Annotated in this window: 19 protein-coding genes; 14 read left to right on the forward strand and 5 right to left on the reverse strand. The window is 69.8% G+C overall.

Features of this window, described 5'->3' with window-relative positions; all coding sequences use genetic code 11:
- Positions 1-8 precede the first annotated feature (8 nt).
- The gene (locus ACTJLF_RS05835) at positions 9-620 is read right to left on the reverse strand and encodes a Crp/Fnr family transcriptional regulator (RefSeq protein ID WP_126184766.1); all 612 of its coding nucleotides are present in this window, start codon (positions 618-620) and stop codon (positions 9-11) included.
- On the opposite strand from ACTJLF_RS05835, the gene ACTJLF_RS05840 reads away from it, so the two are divergent.
- From ACTJLF_RS05840 to ACTJLF_RS05875, 8 genes are all read left to right on the forward strand, one after another.
- A complete protein-coding gene (locus tag ACTJLF_RS05840) occupies positions 619-774 on the forward strand; it encodes a hypothetical protein (protein WP_019656339.1) in 156 nt (51 codons plus the stop codon). The two genes, ACTJLF_RS05835 and ACTJLF_RS05840, sit on opposite strands and share 2 nt — an antisense overlap.
- A gap of 135 nt (positions 775-909) precedes the next feature.
- The gene (locus tag ACTJLF_RS05845) at positions 910-1,974 is read left to right on the forward strand and encodes a porin (RefSeq protein WP_440882670.1); all 1,065 of its coding nucleotides are present in this window, start codon (positions 910-912) and stop codon (positions 1,972-1,974) included.
- A gap of 23 nt (positions 1,975-1,997) precedes the next feature.
- Positions 1,998-4,109 (forward strand): acetate--CoA ligase family protein, encoded by a 2,112-nt coding sequence (locus tag ACTJLF_RS05850; protein ID WP_440882671.1) that lies wholly within the window; start codon positions 1,998-2,000, stop codon positions 4,107-4,109.
- Positions 4,110-4,131: 22 nt separating this feature from the next.
- The gene (locus ACTJLF_RS05855) at positions 4,132-5,115 is read left to right on the forward strand and encodes a Bug family tripartite tricarboxylate transporter substrate binding protein (protein ID WP_405054331.1); all 984 of its coding nucleotides are present in this window, start codon (positions 4,132-4,134) and stop codon (positions 5,113-5,115) included.
- A gap of 8 nt (positions 5,116-5,123) precedes the next feature.
- The gene (locus tag ACTJLF_RS05860) at positions 5,124-6,539 is read left to right on the forward strand and encodes a DUF1254 domain-containing protein (RefSeq protein ID WP_184607012.1); all 1,416 of its coding nucleotides are present in this window, start codon (positions 5,124-5,126) and stop codon (positions 6,537-6,539) included.
- Between the two features lie 2 nt (positions 6,540-6,541).
- The gene (locus ACTJLF_RS05865) at positions 6,542-7,885 is read left to right on the forward strand and encodes a DUF1254 domain-containing protein (protein WP_440882672.1); all 1,344 of its coding nucleotides are present in this window, start codon (positions 6,542-6,544) and stop codon (positions 7,883-7,885) included.
- On the forward strand, positions 7,882-9,159 hold the full coding sequence (locus tag ACTJLF_RS05870; RefSeq protein WP_145761404.1) for an alkyl sulfatase dimerization domain-containing protein: 1,278 nt from the start codon (positions 7,882-7,884) through the stop codon (positions 9,157-9,159). Before ACTJLF_RS05865 ends, ACTJLF_RS05870 begins: the two co-directional genes overlap by 4 nt.
- A gap of 24 nt (positions 9,160-9,183) precedes the next feature.
- On the forward strand, positions 9,184-10,182 hold the full coding sequence (locus tag ACTJLF_RS05875; RefSeq protein WP_440882673.1) for a Bug family tripartite tricarboxylate transporter substrate binding protein: 999 nt from the start codon (positions 9,184-9,186) through the stop codon (positions 10,180-10,182).
- 24 nt (positions 10,183-10,206) lie between these two features.
- Here ACTJLF_RS05875 and ruvA read toward each other — a convergent pair whose 3' ends face one another.
- Positions 10,207-10,779 carry a Holliday junction branch migration protein RuvA gene (gene ruvA, locus ACTJLF_RS05880; RefSeq protein ID WP_019656347.1) on the reverse strand — a complete coding sequence of 191 codons (573 nt, stop codon included), beginning with the start codon at positions 10,777-10,779 and terminating at the stop codon, positions 10,207-10,209.
- A 168-nt stretch (positions 10,780-10,947) separates the two neighbouring features.
- Here ruvA and ACTJLF_RS05885 point away from each other — a divergent pair, with 168 nt between their 5' ends.
- Positions 10,948-11,895: a PhoH family protein gene (locus ACTJLF_RS05885; RefSeq protein WP_019656348.1), complete on the forward strand. Its 948-nt coding sequence runs from the start codon at positions 10,948-10,950 to the stop codon at positions 11,893-11,895.
- 1 nt (position 11,896) lies between these two features.
- Positions 11,897-12,364, forward strand: a complete 468-nt coding sequence (gene ybeY, locus ACTJLF_RS05890; protein ID WP_019656349.1) for an rRNA maturation RNase YbeY — start codon at positions 11,897-11,899, stop codon at positions 12,362-12,364.
- Between the two features lie 18 nt (positions 12,365-12,382).
- Here ybeY and dtd read toward each other — a convergent pair whose 3' ends face one another.
- Together dtd and ACTJLF_RS05900 are read right to left on the reverse strand one after the other, a co-directional pair.
- Positions 12,383-12,826, reverse strand: coding sequence for a D-aminoacyl-tRNA deacylase (dtd, locus tag ACTJLF_RS05895; RefSeq protein ID WP_126184774.1), 444 nt, complete (start codon positions 12,824-12,826; stop codon positions 12,383-12,385).
- Entirely contained in the window at positions 12,823-13,740 is a 918-nt protein-coding gene (locus ACTJLF_RS05900; RefSeq protein WP_132753450.1) for a cation diffusion facilitator family transporter, read from the reverse strand. The genes dtd and ACTJLF_RS05900 overlap by 4 nt, the downstream gene beginning before the upstream one ends.
- 155 nt (positions 13,741-13,895) lie before the next feature.
- Here ACTJLF_RS05900 and ACTJLF_RS05905 point away from each other — a divergent pair, with 155 nt between their 5' ends.
- Both ACTJLF_RS05905 and ACTJLF_RS05910 read left to right on the forward strand, forming a co-directional pair.
- On the forward strand, positions 13,896-14,438 hold the full coding sequence (locus ACTJLF_RS05905; protein WP_240650067.1) for a FecR family protein: 543 nt from the start codon (positions 13,896-13,898) through the stop codon (positions 14,436-14,438).
- A 5-nt stretch (positions 14,439-14,443) separates the two neighbouring features.
- A complete protein-coding gene (locus ACTJLF_RS05910; protein WP_051127628.1) occupies positions 14,444-15,067 on the forward strand; it encodes an OmpA family protein in 624 nt (207 codons plus the stop codon).
- A 44-nt stretch (positions 15,068-15,111) separates the two neighbouring features.
- Here ACTJLF_RS05910 and tyrS read toward each other — a convergent pair whose 3' ends face one another.
- Positions 15,112-16,320: a tyrosine--tRNA ligase gene (gene tyrS / locus ACTJLF_RS05915; protein ID WP_145761402.1), complete on the reverse strand. Its 1,209-nt coding sequence runs from the start codon at positions 16,318-16,320 to the stop codon at positions 15,112-15,114.
- 185 nt (positions 16,321-16,505) lie between these two features.
- Between tyrS and ACTJLF_RS05920 the strand changes: the two genes are divergently transcribed.
- Entirely contained in the window at positions 16,506-17,852 is a 1,347-nt protein-coding gene (locus ACTJLF_RS05920) for a M23 family metallopeptidase (RefSeq protein WP_126184777.1), read from the forward strand.
- A gap of 10 nt (positions 17,853-17,862) precedes the next feature.
- Positions 17,863-18,990 (forward strand): anhydro-N-acetylmuramic acid kinase, encoded by a 1,128-nt coding sequence (locus ACTJLF_RS05925; RefSeq protein ID WP_132753444.1) that lies wholly within the window; start codon positions 17,863-17,865, stop codon positions 18,988-18,990.
- The last annotated feature ends 3 nt before the right edge of the window (positions 18,991-18,993 follow it).

Below are 18,993 nucleotides of genomic sequence, written 5' to 3' on the forward strand. Positions count from 1 at the left end.
TTTTCCGCTCAGGTGCCGGCCGCGATGCGCGCCAGCCGTTCGGCATCGACGATGCGGATGCGCTTGTAGCGCATGTCGATGGCGCCCTCTTCCACCAGGCGCCCCAGTTCCTTGTTGATGGTCTGGCGCGAGAGGCCGAGCATGGCCGCCAGGTCGTTCTGCGACAGGCGCACCAGCGGGCCGCCGTCGCTCTCTCCCGTTCCAGGTCCCTGCCCGTTGTAGAAGTGGACCAGGCTCATCAGCGTCGCGGCCACGCGCCCGTGGATGGAGTTGAGCATCTGGTTCTGCAGCAGCACGATGCTCAGCCGCTGGCGCTGCAGGCCGAGCTTGGCCACGTCGCGCCACAGCACCGGTTCGGCGTCGAGCACCGCGATCACGGCATCGCTGGGCAGGTGGATGATCACCGAGTCCTCGTGCGCGTGGTAGTCGTAGGGCAGCGGCACGTCCTCGAGCAGGCGCACCAGCGGCGCCACCTGGCCCGGTCCCAGCAGCGCATTGACGTACTTGCGCCCGTGGGTGCTCATGCTGCTGATCTCGAGGCAGCCCGACACCACCACCAGCAGCTCGCGCCGATGGCGGTCGTGCGCGAGCACCTGCGTGCGGCGGCTGTAGCGCTCCATGCGCGCGGACTTCATGAGCTCGGCGCGGCGCGCGTCGGGCCAGCGCGAGAACAGCTCGTTCCAGCGCAGCGCGCGCTCGATGAGCGCGGCGCTCTCTTCGGCGTTCCTGGGGGTCGAGCGAGGCGATCGGGTCAGCGGGTTCTCCCTGCCGTGATGTTCATGAATCTGTCAAAGCGTTGACAGATTCGGGAGGGCGTCATTTCTATCGTAAGCACCGGACATCCACAAGCACACAAGCGGCACCGCCATGCACCCGCATGCGGCAAGCCCTACCGGAGACAAGCAGCACATGAAGAAGACAGCAGCCGCCGGCCTCGCGCTGGCGGCCTATTCATCGCTCACGCCGGCGCAGAGCAGCGTGACCATCTACGGCACGGTCGACCTCTACATGGCCTTCGCCAAGTCGGGCATCACCTCGTCGAAGCGGCTCGAAGACGGCGGCCAGACCGCCTCGCGCCTGGGCTTTCGCGGCACCGAAGACCTCGGCGGCGGGCTCAGCGCGCACTTCACGCTCGAAAGCGGCTTCGCGCCCGACACCGGCAACGGCACGCTGCCGGGGCCGGCCATGTCGTTCAGCCGGCAGTCCTTCGTCGGCCTGTCGGGGCCGTGGGGGCAGATCGACGCGGGCCGCATGTACACGCCGATGTTCTACACGCTGTTCAAGGCCGACCCGTACGGCGTGAACTCGGTGTTCTCGCCGATCAACCTGGTGGCCGCCACCGACGCGCAGCCGGGCCTCACGCCCTTCGCGGCCCGCGCGAGCAACATGGTGCGCTACCGCACGCCGGCCAGCAGCGACTTCTTCGCCGACATCGCCTTCGCACCCGGGGAATCGAGCGCGCCCAGCCACCAGAGCGGCAACTTCTACGGCGGCAGCCTCGGCTGGTCGCGCAAGCCCTACTACATCGCCTATGCGTTTCAGCGCGCGCGCTCCGGCTCGGCCGCCGCGCCCGTGGCCCAGCCGGCCGCCACCACCTACCAGGCGCTCAGCGGCGCCTACGAGCTGCCGGACATCGGGCTGCAGTTCTACGCCAACTACGTGCGCAACAGCTCGAACCTGCCGCGCGTACCCACGGCGAAGCTCGCGAGCCTGGGCGTCACCTACAACGTGACGCCCGCCTCGAACCTGATGTTCGAGGCCATGCAGCGCAAGGTGGACGACTCCAGCCGCTCGCAGCTGGCCTGGACGCTGGGCTACGACTACTACCTGAGCAAGCGCACCGTGCTCTACGCGCGCTGGCTGCGCCTGCTCAACCGCAACGGCGCCTCGGCCTCGCTCGCGACCATCACCGTCGCGCCCGACAGCGGCAACGGCGTGCGCGTGCTCGCCGCCGGCATCCGCCACAACTTCTGAACCCGCTCTTCCCGCATCGACCCATGGATTTCTTCAGCTCCCAGGCCGAATCGCTCTCGGCCCTGTTCGCGCCGCGCTCCATCGCGGTGGTCGGCGCCTCTTCCAGCCCGCAGAAGATCGGCGGCATACCGGTCGACTACCAGCGCCGCTTCGGCTTCGACGGCGCGCTCTATCCGGTCAACCCCAAGGCCGACCGCATCCAGGACCTGCAGGCCTGGCCCACCCTGAGCGCCATCGGCCGACCGGTGGACCTGGCCATCCTCGCCGTGCCGGCCGCGCTGGTCGACGGCGCGCTCGACGATGCCATCGCCGCGAAGGTGAAGGGCGTGGTGCTGTTTTCTTCTGGCTTCGCCGAGACCGGCGCCGATGGCATGGCCGCGCAGGCCCGGCTCGGCGACAAGGCGCGCGCGGCCGGCGTGCGGCTCGTCGGCCCGAACTGCCTGGGCTTCATGAACATCGCGCGCAATGTCTACGCGACCTTCTCGCCGGCGCCCGGCGTGGGCCGCGTGAGCGCGGGGCGAATCGGGCTGGTGAGCCAGTCGGGCGCGTTCGGCGCGTACGCCTACTCGATGGCGCGGGCGCGCGGCGTGGGCCTGTCGCTGTGGGCCACCACCGGCAACGAGGCCGACGTGCAGTTCGCCGACTGCCTGGCCTGGCTCGCGCAGGACCCGGCCACCGACGTGATCATGGGCTACATGGAAGGCTGCCGCGACGGTCCGCGGCTGCGCGCCGCGCTGGCCCTCGCGCAGGCGAACGGCAAGCCGGTTGTGATGGTCAAGGTCGGCAGCACCGCGCTGGGCGCGCAGGCCGCGGCCTCGCACACCGCGGCACTGGCCGGCGACGACGCGGTGTACGACGCGGTGTTCCGCCAGTACGGCGTGCTGCGAGCGCGCAACCTCACCGAGTTCTTCGACCTGGCCCACAGCGCGGCCGTGGCCGGCCGCCCGCGCGACCGCTCGATCGGCCTGTTCACGCTCTCGGGCGGCGTGGGCGCGCTGATGGCCGACGAGGCCTCGGCGCAGGGCCTGGACGTGCAGCCGCTGAGCGATGCCGCGCAGGACACGCTGCGCAGCTGGGTGCCTTTCGCGGCGCCGCGCAACCCGGTCGACATCACCGGCCAGGTCACGAACGACATGAGCCTGCTGGAGCGCAGCGCGCGCGTGATGCTCGACGACCGCGGCTTCGCGTCGTGGATGGGCTTCCTTGCGGCTGCAGGCGCGTCGGACGCGTTCTGGCCAGTGCTGCGAGAACTGGTGGGCTCGCTGCGCGCGGCCTATCCCGACACGCTGCTCGCCATCAGCACGCTGCTGGCGCCGGAGCGCCGCGCCGAGCTGGAAGCGATGCGCTGCCTGGTGTTCGCCGATCCGTCGGACGGCATCCGCACGATCGCCGCGCTGGCCGGATTGAAGACCGGTGCGCCGCCTTCGGCGGTCCCGGCTCTCGCCTCGAATCCGCTGAAGCTGTCCCCCGGCACCATGTCCGAGCCCGACGCGCTGGCGCTGCTCGCCGAAGCCGGCGTGCCTGTCGTCGAGCACCGCGTGGTGCGCAGCGCCGACGAGGCAGCAGCCGCCGCCGAGGCCATCGGCGACGCGGTGGTGGTGAAGATCGTGAGCGCGGACATCCCGCACAAGTCGGACGTCGGCGGGGTGGCGCTCGGGCTGCGCGGCGCGGCGCAGGCAAAGGCGGCCTTCGAGCGCACGCGCGATCGGGCACTCACCGCACGGCCCGACGCACGGCTCGACGGCGCACTGGTGGCGCGCATGCTGGCAGGCGGCGTCGAATGCATCGCAGGCGTGCACCGCGACCCGGTGTTCGGCCCGGTGCTGATGTTCGGCCTGGGCGGCATCCACGTCGAGACGCTGCGCGACGTGTCGCTGCGCGCGCTGCCGATCACGCGCGGCGACGCGCTGGCCATGGTGCGCGAGCTGCGCGCCTTCGCGATCCTCGACGGCGCGCGCGGCCGTGCGCCGGTGGATCTCGATTCGATCGCCGATGCGCTGTGCGCGCTGGCCGGCTTCGCGCTGCGTGCCGGCGACTCGCTCGACAGCGCCGAGATCAACCCGCTGATCGCGCGGCCCCGGGCCGATGGCGGCTGCGTGGCGGTCGATGCGCTGGTGGTCGGGCGCGCCGCATGAACAACCACGGGAGACACACCGCATGACGACATCGAAGAGACAACTTGCCATGCTCGGCGCAGCCATCGCGCTCGCGGCCGGCGGTGCGCAGGCCGAGGCGCCCTTTCCGTCGAAGCCGCTGCGCATCGTGGTGCAGTACCAGGCGGGCGGTTCCACCGACATCCTCGCGCGCATCGTGGCAGAGGGGCTGTCAAAGCGGCTGGGCCAGCCGGTGGTGGTCGAGAACCGCAGCGGCGCGGGCGGGATCATCGGCACCGACTACGTCGCCAAGAGCGCGCCCGACGGCTACACGCTGCTGCTGACGGTGCCGGGCCCCGTCACCGCGAACATGGTGCTCTACAGCAAGCTGCCCTACGACCCGCGCACCGACCTGCGCATGGTCTCGGACATCGCCACCACGCGCACCGTGCTGGCCGTGCACCCCTCGGTGCCGGCGAAGGACTTCAAGAGCCTGATCGCCGCGGTGAAGGCCGCGCCCGGCAAGTACACGATGGGCTCGTGGGGCCCGGGCACGCAGCCGCACCAGATCCAGGTCTACATGGACAAGACCTACGGCCTGCAGACGCTGCACGTGCCCTACAAGGGCGAGAGCCCGATGGCGGTGGACCTGATCAGCGGCGTCATCAACATGACCGTGGGCTCGGTCACCACGCTGCAGCCGTACATCGCGGCCGGCAAGCTGCGCGCACTGGCCGTTGCCGGACCGCGCCGCGCCAAGGCGCTGCCCGACGTGCCGACCTTCGCCGAGCAGGGCTACGCCGACGAGGTCTATGCGCTCACCGGCCCGACCTCGCTGATGGCGCCCGCGAAGACGCCCGATGCGATCGTCGAACGGCTGGGACGCGAAGTCAGCGCGGTGATCCGCCAGCCCGAGGTCAGCCGCCGCATCGAGGAGCTGGGCGCCGAACCGGTGGGCAACCTGCCGGCCGAGGCCACCGCTGCCTACAAGGCATTCCTCCCCGTGACGCTGCGCCTGACGCAGGCCACGGGCGTGAAGCTCGATTGAACCGATCCATGAACTCCAGCAAAGAGACATCCGACATGAACGCTCCCGATCCCAATCTCGCCGTTGTCCTCGCGCGCAAGGCGCTGGCCCGCTCCATCGGCCTGGCCGCCTTCGTCTACGGCTACCCGCTCACCGAGACCTACCGCACCTGCGCCATGCAGACCGCGCCCCAGGCCGAGCGCCGCGCCGGCGCCTCGCACGGATCGGACGTGCGTGCGCCGCTGAACACGCTGCATCACGCGCCGCGCCCCTCCACCCATGAAGACCGCGACGTGGTGACGCCGGCCAACGACCTGCTCTACACCATCGCGTGGGTGCACCTGGCCCATGGGCCGATGCTGCTGACGGTGCCCGCATCGTCGCGCCATCCGGGCCGCTACTTCGTGCTGCCGCTGTACGACGCCTACACCGAGAACTTCGAGAACCTGGGGCCGCGCAACTGCAACCCGGAGGGCGAGACGGTGGTGCTCGTCGGGCCGGGCGGCACTGTGCCGGAATCGCTCGCGGGCCACCGCGTGGTGCGTTGCCCGACCGATCTCGTCTGGCTGATCGGCCGCATCCTCGTGGGCGACGAAAGCGACTGGCCCGCCGCACGCACGCTGCAGTCCGAGATCGGGCTGGCGCCCGCGCCCGGCACTGTGCTGCAGGGTCGGCCGTCCGCCGTCGAGCACTGGGACGGCCCTGCGGTCGACGCGATGGCCGCGGCCTTCGAGAACGGCGAGCCGGCCGCGCAGGTGGCGCCGCGCTTCTTCACCAACATGTGCCGGGAGCTCGCCGAGGCGCCGGGCCGCGTGGAGGACCGCGCGCTGGTCGCGTGGTTCGGCCAAGCCGGGCTGCGGCCGGACGCCGCGTTCTCATGGGACACGCTGGACGAGCCCACGCGCGAAGGCCTGATCGAGGGCTTCGCCGAAGGCGTGCAGCTGGTCGGCGCCGTGGGCCGCAACCGGCGGCCCAAGCCCTGGTCGATGACGCCTTCCACCGGCCGCTACGGCAACGAGTTTCTCGGCCGCGCCCGCACCGCCTACCTGGGCCTGGGTGCGCTGGCCACCAGCGAGGCGGTGTACGCCGCCGCGCACTACGACGAGAGGCAGGAGCCGCTGGACGGCCAGCGCAGCTACACGATGCGCTTCGAGGCCGACGACATGCCGCCCGCGGACGCCTTCTGGTCGGTAACGCTCTACGACGCCGACCGCTTCCTCTACCCCAACGAGATCAGGCGCCACGCCATCGGCGACCGCACGCCCGGCCTGAAGCGCGCAGCCGACGGCAGCCTGGAGATCGAGTTCGGCCATGTGCGCCCGGCCGACGCGTCCAACTGGCTGCCCGCGCCGGCCGGCCGCTTCTATCTGATCCTTCGCATGTACTACCCGCGCGAGGGCGTGCAGAGCTGGCGCATTCCCGCCCTGCGGGCACGGGAGGCCTGAGGATGCAGACCACGACCATCGACGACGGACTGCGCACGCTGGCCGAGGAGGCCGTCGTCTACGCCTTCCCGCTCTACGAGATGAGCCGCATGCGCGCGGCCACCTCGCCGCAGCGCACCGACACCGCGGGAGAAGCACCCAGGCCGCATCGCTGGTGCAACGTGTTCACCCACGCACGCCAGCTGCTGAGCGCAGGCAAGAGCCGCGTGGTGACGCCGAACAACGACACGCTCTACACCAACGCCTGGCTCGACCTGGGCGAAGGCCCGCTGGTGATCGACGTGCCCGACACGGCCGGGCGCTACTACGTGCTGGGCCTGCTGGACTTCTACACGAACCCCTTCGCGCACATCGGCCAGCGGCTCACCGGAACGGCGGCGCGCTCCTTCCTCGTCACGCCGCCGGGCTGGCGCGGGGAAGTGCCGGCCGCATTCGCGCGGCCCGGCTCGCACATCGAGGCGCCGACGCGCTGGCTGTGGGTGATCGGCCGCATCCTGGTCGACGGACCCGGCGACGTGCCGGCCGTGAATGCGCTGCAGGACGGCTTCGTCGTGCGCACGCTCGGCGACTGGCGGGCCGGCAAGGCCTCGTCGATGCCGAAGCATTTCGACCCGGCCTGCGATCCGAAGGCGCCGCTGAGCGCCGAACACTTCGCGGCGCAGGTGAACCGCGCACTGCGCGAGAACCCGCCGCCGGCGCGCGATGCCGGGCTGCTGGCACGCTTCACGCGGCTCGGGCTGGGCCTCGGTACCGGCGAACCCGACGAGGCGCAGCTCGCCGTGCTGCAGAAAGCGCTCGACGCCGTGCTGCCGCGCCTGCGCCATGCGCAGTCGGGCGCCACCTCTTCCACCGGCTGGGTGCAGATGCCGCTGGTCGAAGGCAGCTTCGGCGACGACCACCTGGCGCGCGCGCTGGTGGCGCTCAAGTACATCGGCATGCTCGAGAGCCGCGAGGCGACCTACCCGCTGGCGTGGCACGACGCATCCGGGCGCAAGCTCGACGGCAGCGGCCGCTACACGCTGCGCTTCGCGCCCGGCGCGCTGCCGCCGGTCGATGCCTTCTGGTCGCTCACGATGTACGACAGCCGCGACTACATGCTGGTGGACAACCCCATCGACCGCTACGCCATCGGCGACCGCACGCCCGGGCTGCGCCGCGACCCGGACGGCGGGCTCACGCTGCACATCCAGCATGCGCGCCCGGACGACGAAGCCGCGCAGGCGAACTGGCTGCCGGCGCCCGCGGGCGACTTCTATCTGTGCCTGCGCGCCTACGTGCCGCGCGAGGAAATGCTGGACGGCCGCTATGCGCTGCCGGCGCTGGTGCGTACCGGGGAGGCCGCATGAACACGAACGACACGAACAACACGAACGGCGCCGGACAGGAGAAGCCTTTCCTCATCGTCGGCACCGGCACCGAGACGGTGGCGCCGGGCCTGCACATCCTGCGCGGCCAGGGGCAGTCTTTCGTGGCCGAGACGGACGCCGGCCTCGTGGTGATCGATGCCGGGCCTGGCGGCCCGGTGACGCAGGGAATGATCGACGCGGTGCGCAAGCTCAGCAACGCGCCGCTGCATGCGCTCTGCTACAGCCACGGGCACGTGGGCTACAACTCCGGCGTGCCGATGTGGCTCGCGCATGCCGAGCAGCGCGGTGATGCGCCGCCGCGCGTCATCGCGCACCGCAACGTGCTGCGGCGCCAGGCCCGCTACCGCGAGACCGAGGCGCTGCAGCACCGCATGGCGGAGATCCAGTTCAACCGGCCGGCGGGCTTCTTCGACCGCCGGCTCACCATGCACGCGCCCACGGAGACCTTCGACGACCGGCTGCAGATCGGCCAGGGCGACAGCCATGTCGAGCTGCGCTGGGCGCCATCGGAAACCGACGACGCGATCGCGCTGTGGAGCCCGTCGCAGCGCGTGCTTTACGGCGGCGCTGCGCTGATCGATTCGATTCCCAACATCGGCACGCCCTTTCGCACGATGCGCGACACGGTGCGCTGGGCCGACACGCTCGAAGCGCTCGCGGCGCTCGGCGCGCACAAGGCGGTGCGCGAGTTCGGCGCCACGCTCGAAGGCGAGGAGCAGGTGCGGCATGTGCTCACCCACACCGCGCGTGCGCTGCGCTGGCTACGCGCCGAGGTCGTGCGGCTGATGAACGAGGGGCACAACGAGCGCGGCGTGCTCGCGCGCATCCGCTTTCCCGACGAGCTGTTCGGCGTCGAGTGGATGAAGCCGACTTACGGCGACCCCGGCTACATCGTGCGCGACATCTACCGCTCGGAGAACGGCTGGTGGGACCGCAACCCGACCTCGCTGCACCCCGAGGCGCCCGAGACCGTCGGCCGGGCCGTGGCCGAGGCCATCACCGACAAGCGCGGCGTGATCGCGCGTGCATGCGGTCTCGCGAAGGAAGGCCGCTGGCAGCTCGCGCTGCACGTCATCGACCTGCTGGCCATCGCCGAGGGCGACGCGCCCGAGATCGTGGAGGCGCGCTCGCTGAAGGCCGAATGGCTGCGCGAGCGTGCACGGCAGGTGCCGAGTTACGTCTCGCGCAACCTGTATCGCGTGGGCGCGGACATGATCGAGCAGGGAACGCAGGCGCGCTTCGGCATCCACTGAAAAACAGACGACAGGAGACAACACATGACAACCACACTCCTCCGGCACCGCCTGCGCTCGCTGGCCGTGGGCGCGCTCGCGGCGTGGGCGGCGATGGCCGTCCATGCACAGGGGAATGCCGATGCCTACCCCGACAAGCCGGTGACGCTGATCGTTCCCACGGCGGCGGCGGGCGGCACCGACACCATCTCGCGGCTGATCGCCGACGCGCTCTCCAAGTCGATGAAGCAGCCCTTCATCATCGACAACCGCCCGGGCGCCAACGGCATCCTCGGCACCGAGCTCGCGGCGCGCGCCACGCCCGACGGCTACAAGCTGCTGTTCACCTACGCCGCGGCGATGGTGGTGAACCCCAGCCTCTACAGGAAGCTGCCCTACGACCCGGTGAAGGACTTCGCGCCCGTGGCGCAGATCGGGCGCGGCGGCAACCTGCTGCTGGTGCGGCCGGACCTGCCGGTGAAGACGCTCAAGGAATTCGTCGCCTATGCCAAGGCGCGCCCGGGCAAGCTCAACTACTGCTCGTGGGGCAACGGCTCGGGCGGCCACCTCGCGATGGAGAGCCTCAGGAAGCAGGCCGGCCTTGCGATGACGCACGTGCCCTACAAGGGCAGCGGTCCCTGCGTGCAGGACCTGATGGGCGGGCAGGTGGATGCGGCCTTCGCCGACATGTCGTCCACGGTGGAGCTGGTGCGCGCGGGCCGGCTGAAGGCGCTGGCCAACAGCGGACCCTCGCGCATCCCGATGCTGCCCGACGTGCCGACGATGACGGAGGCCGGCTACCCCTTCGCGAACTATTCGTGGTACGGCCTGCTGGCGCCCGCGAAGACGCCGCCGGCCATCGTCAAGAAGCTCAACCTCGCGGTGAACCAGCTGCTGAAGGACCCGGCGGTGGTGCAGCGCCTGCGCGAACTCAACTTCACCGACCTGCCGCAGAACACGCCCGAGCAGTTCGCCGCCACCATCCAGAAGGACCTGCACGACTGGAACGTGCTGGTGAAGGACATCGGACTGACGCTGGAGTGAAGAGAAGCGCCGGCGCCGCCGGCCTCACTTGGCCAGCGACTTCAGCGCCAGCTTGATGCCTTCGCTCACCGCCACGTCCTTGGGCAGCGCCTTGAGCGCGAGCGCGGCTTCCTTGTCGCTGTAGCCCAGGGCGACCAGCGCCTGCAGGATGTCGGCCTGCGCGTCGGAGGCGGCGTGCGCCGGCAGGCCGATGTCGGCGCCGAGCTTGCCCTTGAGCTCCAGCAGCAGCCGCTCGGCCGTCTTCTTGCCGATGCCGGGGATCTTCACCAGCCGGCCCAGCTCCTGCGTGGTGATCGCCTGCGAGAGTTCGCCCACGCTCATGCCCGAAAGCAGGCCCAGCGCGGTGCGCGGACCCACGCCGGTGATCTTGATGAGCTGGCGGAAGGCCGCACGCTCCTCGGCAGTGCCGAAGCCGTAGAGAATCTGCGCGTCCTCGCGCACGACGAAGTGCGTGAGCAGCGACACCTTGGTACCGACGTTCGGCAGGTTGTAGAACGTGCTCATCGGCACGTCGACCTCGTAGCCGACGCCGTTGCAGTCGACAACGACCTGCGGCGGATTGCGCTCGGCCAGGGTGCCGGTCAGTTTGCCTATCATTGGCTTCCCCCCGTTGCTTGCTCACTCCGTGTAGCCGCTTTCCCCCTCAAGAGGGCAACACCGGCGGCCCGGCAAAGCCGGTTCCGCGGTGTTTCCCGCCCTGGATTGCGTTTTTTCGAGCGTGGCTGGTCTTGCATGGGCTGCCGATTAGATGGAAATGGATACCGCGTGATTCTGCGACACACCTTCACCCCACTGAACAACTCGCGCCTGAGCCACCTGTGCGGCCCGCTGGACGCCCACCTGCGCCGCATCGAGGAGGCGCTGGACGTGAAGATCGCGCACCGCCACGAGCAGTTCAAGGTCGAGGGCCACAAGGCCCCCGCGCAGCGCGCCATGGACGTTCTGCAGGCGCTCTACGAGATCGCGCAGCGGCCGATCGACGCGGCCGTGGTGCAGCTTACGCTGGCCGGCGACGGCGGGATGCTCGACGGCGACGACGATGCGGCGATGCTCGTCACCCGCCGCGGCGACCTGCGGCCGCGCACGCCCACGCAGGCGATCTATCTCGACAACATCGCGAAGCACGACATCACCTTCGGCATCGGCCCGGCCGGCACCGGCAAGACGTATCTGGCAGTGGCCTGCGCGGTAGACGCGCTGGAGCGCGCCGCGGTGCAGCGCATCGTGCTGACGCGCCCGGCGGTGGAAGCAGGCGAGCGTCTGGGCTTCCTGCCGGGCGACCTGACGCAGAAGGTCGACCCGTACCTGCGCCCGCTGTACGACGCGCTCTACGACCTGATGGGCTTCGAGAAGGTGCAGAAGGCCTTCGAGCGCAATGCGCTGGAGATCGCCCCGCTGGCCTTCATGCGCGGGCGCACGCTGAACAACGCCTTCGTGATCCTCGACGAGGCGCAGAACACCACGCCGGAGCAGATGAAGATGTTCCTCACGCGCATCGGCTTCGGCGCGCGCGCGGTGGTGACGGGCGACGTGAGCCAGATCGACCTGCCCAAGAACCAGCTGAGCGGCCTGATCGACGCCGAGCGCGTGCTCAAGCGCGTGAACGGCATCGCCATGACGCACTTCACGAGCGCGGACGTGGTGCGCCACCCGCTGGTGGCGAAGATCGTCGATGCCTACGACGGCCAGCGCAAGCGCGCGGGGAGCCACTGAGATGGCGGCATCGAAGCTCCCGGCGCTTTCGCTGTCGCTGCAGTTCGGCCGCTTCAAGGGCGTGGAGCGCCACCGCGCCGCGCTGCCGCGCCACAGCGTGACGCGCTGGATACGCCATGCGCTCGACATCGACGGCGAGATCACGGTGCGCATCGTCGATGCCGACGAAGGCCAGCGCCTGAACCGCGAGTTCCGCGGCAAGGACTATGCGACCAACGTGCTCACCTTCGACTATGCGCAGGGCCCCGTCGTGATGGCCGACCTGGTGCTGTGCGCGCCGGTGGTCGCGCGCGAGGCGAAGGAAAACCGCAAGACGCTGGCCGACCACTACGCGCACCTGCTGGTGCACGGCACGCTGCACGCCCAGGGCTGGGACCACGAGACCAGCGAGGCCGACGCCGACGAGATGGAGGCGTACGAAATCGAGATCCTCGCGGGGCTGGGCGTGCGCAACCCCTACGGCAAATAGCCGGGCGGCCGGCCGCCGCTACGCCGTCATCTGCAGCGGGATCGTGACCGGCCCGTCGTTGAGCAGGTGCACCTGCATGTCGGCGCCGAACTCGCCGGTGGCCACCACCGGATGCGCGGCGCGGGCCTGCGCCACGAAGTATTCGTAGAGGCGCCGCCCTTCGTCGGGCGGCGCGGCCTGGGTGAAGCTGGGGCGGTTGCCTGCGCTCGCATCGGCCGCCAGCGTGAACTGGCTCACCACGAGCAGGCCGCCGCCGATGTCCTGCACGCTGCGGTTCATCTTGCCGGCCTCGTCGGCAAAGATGCGCAGCTTGAGGATCTTGGCGAGCATGCGGTCGGCGAGCGCGTCGACGTCGCCGCGCTCGGCGCACAGCAGCACGAGCAGGCCTGCATCGATGGCGCCGACGGTGCGGCCGGAAATGTCGACGCGGGCATTCGCGACGCGCTGGAGAACGGCTTTCATAGGGGGTGATGTTCGCCGGCCTGGGTGGCGCGGGCTTCCATGGTCAAGGGCAACAGCTGGATGGTGACGCGCAGGCCGGGCACGGCGTCCATGAGCGCCTGCTCGAGCTCGTCGCGCATGCCGGCGGCGTGCTGCAGCGTCCAGTCGCCGGGCACGTGCATGTGCAGGTCGGCGAAGCGGCGCTGGCCGGCGCTGCGCGTGACCATGTCGTCGAAGCGCAGCCGCCGGCCTTCGGGCACGCGGGCGGCGAAGGCATCGATGGTGGCGCGCACGGTGCCGAGGGTTTCGGAGTCGACCGCCTCGTCCATCAACCCCTGCGAGGAGCGCCAAACCAGCTTGACGCCCTCGCGCGCGATGTTCAGCGCGACGCCGATGGCCAGGATCGGATCGAGCCAGAGCCAGCCGGTGACCATCACGCCGACGATGCCGATCAGCACGGCGGCGGACGTCCAGACGTCGGCCATCAGGTGGCGGCCGTCGGCCTCCAGCGCGATCGAGCGGTGGGCGCGCGCCGCGCGGAACAGCAGCAGGGCCAGCCCCGCGTTGAAGCCCGAGCTGATCACCGACAGCGCCAGGCCCCAGCCCAGCTGCTCCAGCGGCTGGGGCGACAGCAGCCGCTGCACCGAGACCCAGAGGATGGCGATGGCCGCCCCGACGATCAGGATGCCCTCGAAACCCGAGGAGAAGTACTCGGCCTTGTGGTGGCCGTAGGGGTGGTCGTCGTCGGCCGGCCGCTCGGCGATGGTCACCATCGCAAGCGCGAAGACGGCGCTCGCGAGATTCACGAAGGACTCCATGGCGTCCGAGATCAGGCCCATGGAATTCGTCATGTAGCCGGCCAGTCCCTTGAGCACGATCGTGATCAAAGCCACGGCAACCGACGCGCGAAGCAGCGCCTTAGGGGTAAACATCATTCGAAAACCACCGTGAACAGTGCAGGAAGCAGGGCGAAAAGCGGTAAAAGGGCGCAGAAACAGCCTGAATTATCGGCCTCGTGTCCATATGTAACGCCTTCGCATTAATAATGTTTGACTAACGTTGCGCAACTCTTAGCACAGAGAGCCAGATGATGAAAAACCTCGTGACCGTCCTCGGCGGCATCGCCATCGCGGGATACGCCGCGCTGGCGCAGGCCCAGACGCCGCCGGCCGCTCCCGCGACCGCTCCAGCACCCGCGCCGGCAGCTGCGGAAGCGGCTCCCGCGCCAGTGCCTGCCGCCAAGCCCGATCTCCAGGCCGGCTTCGTGAAGTCGGTGCGCGGCAGCGTCCAGCTGCTCAACGGAGCCGGCGCAGCCCGCACGGCCAGCGCAGGCGACGCGGTGGGCGCGGTGGACCGCATCGTGACCGGCCCCGACTCCTCGGCCTCCCTGGTGCTGCGCGACGACACGACGCTGGTGGTCGGGCCCTCCACGCGCCTCGATCTCAAGGAATTCCATTTCGACGGCACCACGCGCGACGGCGGCATCCTGCTCTCGCTGCTGCGCGGCTCCATGCGCATGATCACCGGCCTCATCGGCAAGACCAACCCCGACGCGGTGCGGGTCGAGACGCAGACTGCCACCATCGGCATCCGCGGCACCGACTTCATCGTGCAAGCCGACGGCCAGCCATGATCAAGATGCCGAAGAAACTCCCATCCTCCCGTTTCCCCTCCCTTCTCGCAGCCACTTTGGCCGCCGCCCTGCTGGCCGCTTGCTCCACGCCCGGCACGCGGGTGGTGCTGCTGCCGCAGGCCGACGGCAAGCCCTCGGCGGTGGTGGTCCGCGCCAAGGACGGCGAGGAAGTGCTCTCCACGCCCTACCAGCGCGCCACGGCCGCAGTCGGCGCCAAGGGCGCCCCGGTGGTCGACAACGTCGATCCGGCCAAGGTGCAGGCGGAGAACAAGCCGCTGTTCGACATGCGCCCGCCTCCGCCGCAGCGCTACACGGTCTACTTCGAGCTCGGCGGAACCACGCTGACGCCGGCGTCGCAGCAGATCATGAGCGAGGCGCTGGCGGCAGCGCTGGCGCGCAGCGGCGGCGACATCGTGGTCACCGGCCACACCGACACCAAGGGAAGCGGTCCGCAGAACGACGAGCTATCGCGCCGCCGGGCGCAGGAAGTGGCCCAGCTCTTCGTCGAGCGCCAGTTCCCGGCCAACCGCATCGAGGCCGTGGGCCGCGGCGAACGCGACCTGGCCGTCCAGACCGCCGACGAGGTGGACGAGCCGCGCAACCGGCGCGTGACCATCGAGGTCCGGTAGATAAATAAGGATGCGGAGCAGGCCCCGCGGGGGCTCGTTCCGGTTCAGCTCAGCGTCACGCGCGCGAACTTGCGCTTGCCGACCTGCACAACGTAGCTGCCCGCGGGCAGCTTCAGCGCCTTGTCGCTGACCACGGCGGAATCGATCCGCACGCCGCCGCCGTCGATCAGGCGGTTGCCTTCTCCAGCCGAAGCCGCCAGGTTCGCCTGCTTGAGCACCTGGGCAATGCCCAGCGGCGCCCCCGACAGCGACACCTCCGGAATCTCGTCCGGCACGCCGCCCTTGCTGCGGTTGATGAAGTCCTGCTCGGCCGCATCGGCCGCCGCTGCGCTGTGGAAGCGGGTGGTGATTTCCTTGGCCAGCGCAACCTTGGCGTCCTTCGGGTTGCGCCCGCCCTCCACCTCGGCCTTCAGCGCCGCGATCTGCTCGAGCGACTGGAAGCTCAGCAGCGTGTACCAGCGCCACATCAGGTCGTCGGAGATCGACAGCACCTTGGCGAACATGGTGTTGGCGTCTTCGCTGATGCCGATGTAGTTGTTCTTGCTCTTGGACATCTTCTCGACGCCGTCGAGCCCTTCCAGCAGCGGCATGGTGAGGATGCACTGCGGTTCCTGGCCGTATTCCTGCTGGAGATGGCGGCCGACGAGCAGGTTGAACTTCTGGTCGGTGCCGCCCAGTTCCAGGTCGCTCTTGAGGGCGACCGAGTCGTAGCCCTGCATCAGCGGGTAGAGGAATTCGTGCACCGAGATCGACTGGCCGGCCTTGAAGCGCTTGTTGAAGTCGTCGCGCTCCATCATCCGGGCCACCGTGTACTTGGCGGCCAGCTGGATCATGCCGCGGGCGCCCAGGGGGTCGCTCCATTCGGAGTTGTAGCGGATCTCGGTCTTCTCGGGATCGAGCACCAGGCTGGCCTGCTTGTAGTAGGTCTGGGCGTTGGCCTCGATCTGCTCGCGGGTGAGCGGCGGGCGGGTGCTGTTGCGGCCGGAGGGGTCGCCGATGGTGGTGGTGAAGTCGCCGATCAGGAAGATCACCCGGTGGCCCAGGTCCTGCAGCTGGCGCATCTTGTTGAGCACCACGGTATGGCCGATGTGGATGTCCGGCGCGGTCGGGTCCAGGCCCAGCTTGATGCGCAGCGGGGTTCCGGTGGCTTCGGACCGCTGGAGCTTGCGCACCCATTCGTCCTGTGGCAGCAGCTCGTCGGCGCCCCGGAGGGAGATTTCGAGCGCGCGTCCTACACTATTCGAGAGGCTCATGGATGTAACAGAATCGGCCTTTACGGGCTTTTTTTGCTGATTTTCGGGGGGCCGAAGCTATACTCAGCCCGACTTTTCAAGCGCCGGATTCTAAGCGGCGCTTCTTTCCGCACCGTCTCCTGCCGCCCTGAACGTGACTGGGCCTTGCAGCACGGACCTGCAGAACCTGAGCTGGAATTCATAGTTTGATCAACGGCATTCTTGCCGCCGAGGAGCTTCTCGCTTCTCGCGTGGCCTATACATTCCGGACGTACCCAAGGCAGATCACCGCGGCCATCGCCACCGTGCTGCTGAGCGCCGGCACCCTCGCGGTGGCATCGCTCGGTCCGGACGCATCCGACCTCCCCGTCCACCAGATCCTCGAAGCCACGGCGCCGGTCTCGTTCGCCGACCAGAGCGAATCGCTCGAGAACTTCAGCTTCACCCTCTTTCGCACCGACGTCACCCGCTCCAGCGACACCGCCGATGCGCTCCTGAAGCGCCTGGGCATCTCCGACCCGGCCGCCACCGCCTTCGTGCGCGGCAGCGTCGAGGCCCGCAACGCGCTCTTCTCGCGCGCCGGCCGCACCGTGACGGCCGAGGCCACGCAGGAGAACCAGCTCAAGAAGCTCAGCGCCCGCTGGATTCCCGACGGCGACGGCGGCTTCAAGCGCTTCGTCATCGAGCGCACGCCCACCGGCTTCTCCGGCGTGACCGAGCGCGACTCGCTGACCCCGGGCACGCGCCTGGCCAGCGGCACCATCCGCACTTCGCTGTTCGCCGCCACCGACGACTCGCGCATTCCCGACGCCGTGGCCAGCCAGCTCGCGGACATCTTCGCGGGCGACGTCGACGTGCGCAACCTGCGCAAGGGCGACCGCTTCGCCGTGGTGTACGAGACCTTCGAGGCCGACGGGCAGGCGCTGCGCAGCGGCCGCGTGCTGTCGGCCGAGTTCGAGAACAACGGCAAGATCCACCAGGCGGTCTGGTTCCAGCCCCCGGGCGCGGGCCAGAAGGGCAGCTACTACCGCCCGAACGGCGACAGCCTGCGCAAGGCCTACCTGGCGACGCCGGTCGAGTTCTCGCGCGTGTCCAGCGGCTTCGCGATGCGCATGCACCCGATCCTGAACAGCTGGCGCCAGCACAACGGCATCGACTACGCAGCGCCCACCGGCACCTCGGTGCGCACCGTCGGCGACGGCACGGTCGATTTCGCCGGCACGCAGAACGGCTACGGCAACATCGTCATCATCAACCACCGCAACAACCAGCAGACGGCGTATGCGCACCTGAGCCGCATCGACGTCAAGGCCGGCCAGGCGGTGAGCCAGGGCCAGGCTATCGGCGCGGTGGGTTCCACCGGCTGGGCGACCGGCCCGCACCTGCACTTCGAATTCCGCGTGGGCGGCGTCTACCAGGACCCGACCTCCATCGCACAGGAAGGCGGCGCGCCGATCACCGCTGCCATGCGTCCGGCCTTCGAGCGCGTCGCTTCCGGCGCGCGCACCGAACTGGCTGCGGCCTTCTCCGTCATCCAGGCCAGCGCCGACTGATTCCGCGGCGATGGCGGCCGAGCTTTTCATCGGCCTCATGTCGGGCACCTCGCTCGACGGCGTCGATGGCGTGCTCGCCGACTTTTCAGGCGGACGCATCGCGGTGCGGTCCTACGCGACCGCCCCGTTTCCGGTGGCACTGCGCGCCGAGCTGCTGGCGCTGAACACACCGGGCGACAACGAACTCCACCGCGCCGCACTGGCCGGAAACGGGCTGGCCCGCGCCTACGCGGGTGTCGTGGCCCAGTTGCTGGCCGACAGCGGCACCGACGCCGGCGCAGTCACCGCCATCGGCGCGCACGGCCAGACCGTGCGGCACCGGCCGCTCGAGTTCGACGAGGTCGGCTACACGCTCCAGATCAACAACCCCTCGCTGCTGGCCGAGCTGACCGGCATCGACGTGGTGGCCGACTTCCGCAGCCGCGACCTCGCGGCCGGCGGCCAGGGCGCGCCGCTGGTGCCGGCCTTCCACCGCGCGCTGTTCGCCAGGCCCGACGAGACGGTCGCGGTACTGAACATTGGCGGCATCTCCAACCTGAGCCTGCTGCCGGCCACCAACAGGCCGGAGGGTACGGTCAGCGTCCTGGGCTTCGACTGCGGCCCCGGCAACGCGCTGATGGACCACTGGTGCCAGGCTCATCAAGGGCAGCCTTTCGACAGCGGCGGCCGGTGGGCGGCCAGCGGAAAGGTGCTGCCCGAGCTTCTCGCGCAGCTCCTGGCGGATCCGTATTTCGCCCGGACGCCACCCAAGAGCACCGGCCGCGACCTCTTCAACCCCGCCTGGCTGGCGGCGCAGCTCGGCACCACCGCCATGGCCCCGGAAGACATCCAGGCGACCCTGGCCGAGCTGACCGCACACGCCTGCGCAGCGGACCTCAAGAGCTACGGAAAAGATGGCAGGCTGCTGATCGTCTGCGGCGGCGGCGCACTGAACGGCCACCTGCTCGACCGGCTGCGCGCCCTGCTGCCGGGCGTTGCGGTCGAGGCCTCCACAGACCACGGTCTGCCGCCGCTGCAGGTCGAGGCCGCCGCCTTCGCCTGGCTTGCCCGCGCCACCGTGCGTCGCGAGCCCGGCAATCTCGCCAGCGTGACCGGCGCGCGCGGCGCGCGGGTGCTGGGCGCGATCTACCCCGCCTGAGGC

The sequence above is a fragment of the Variovorax sp. 22077 genome (assembly GCF_052044195.1).
GTDB lineage: Bacteria > Pseudomonadota > Gammaproteobacteria > Burkholderiales > Burkholderiaceae_C > Variovorax > Variovorax atrisoli.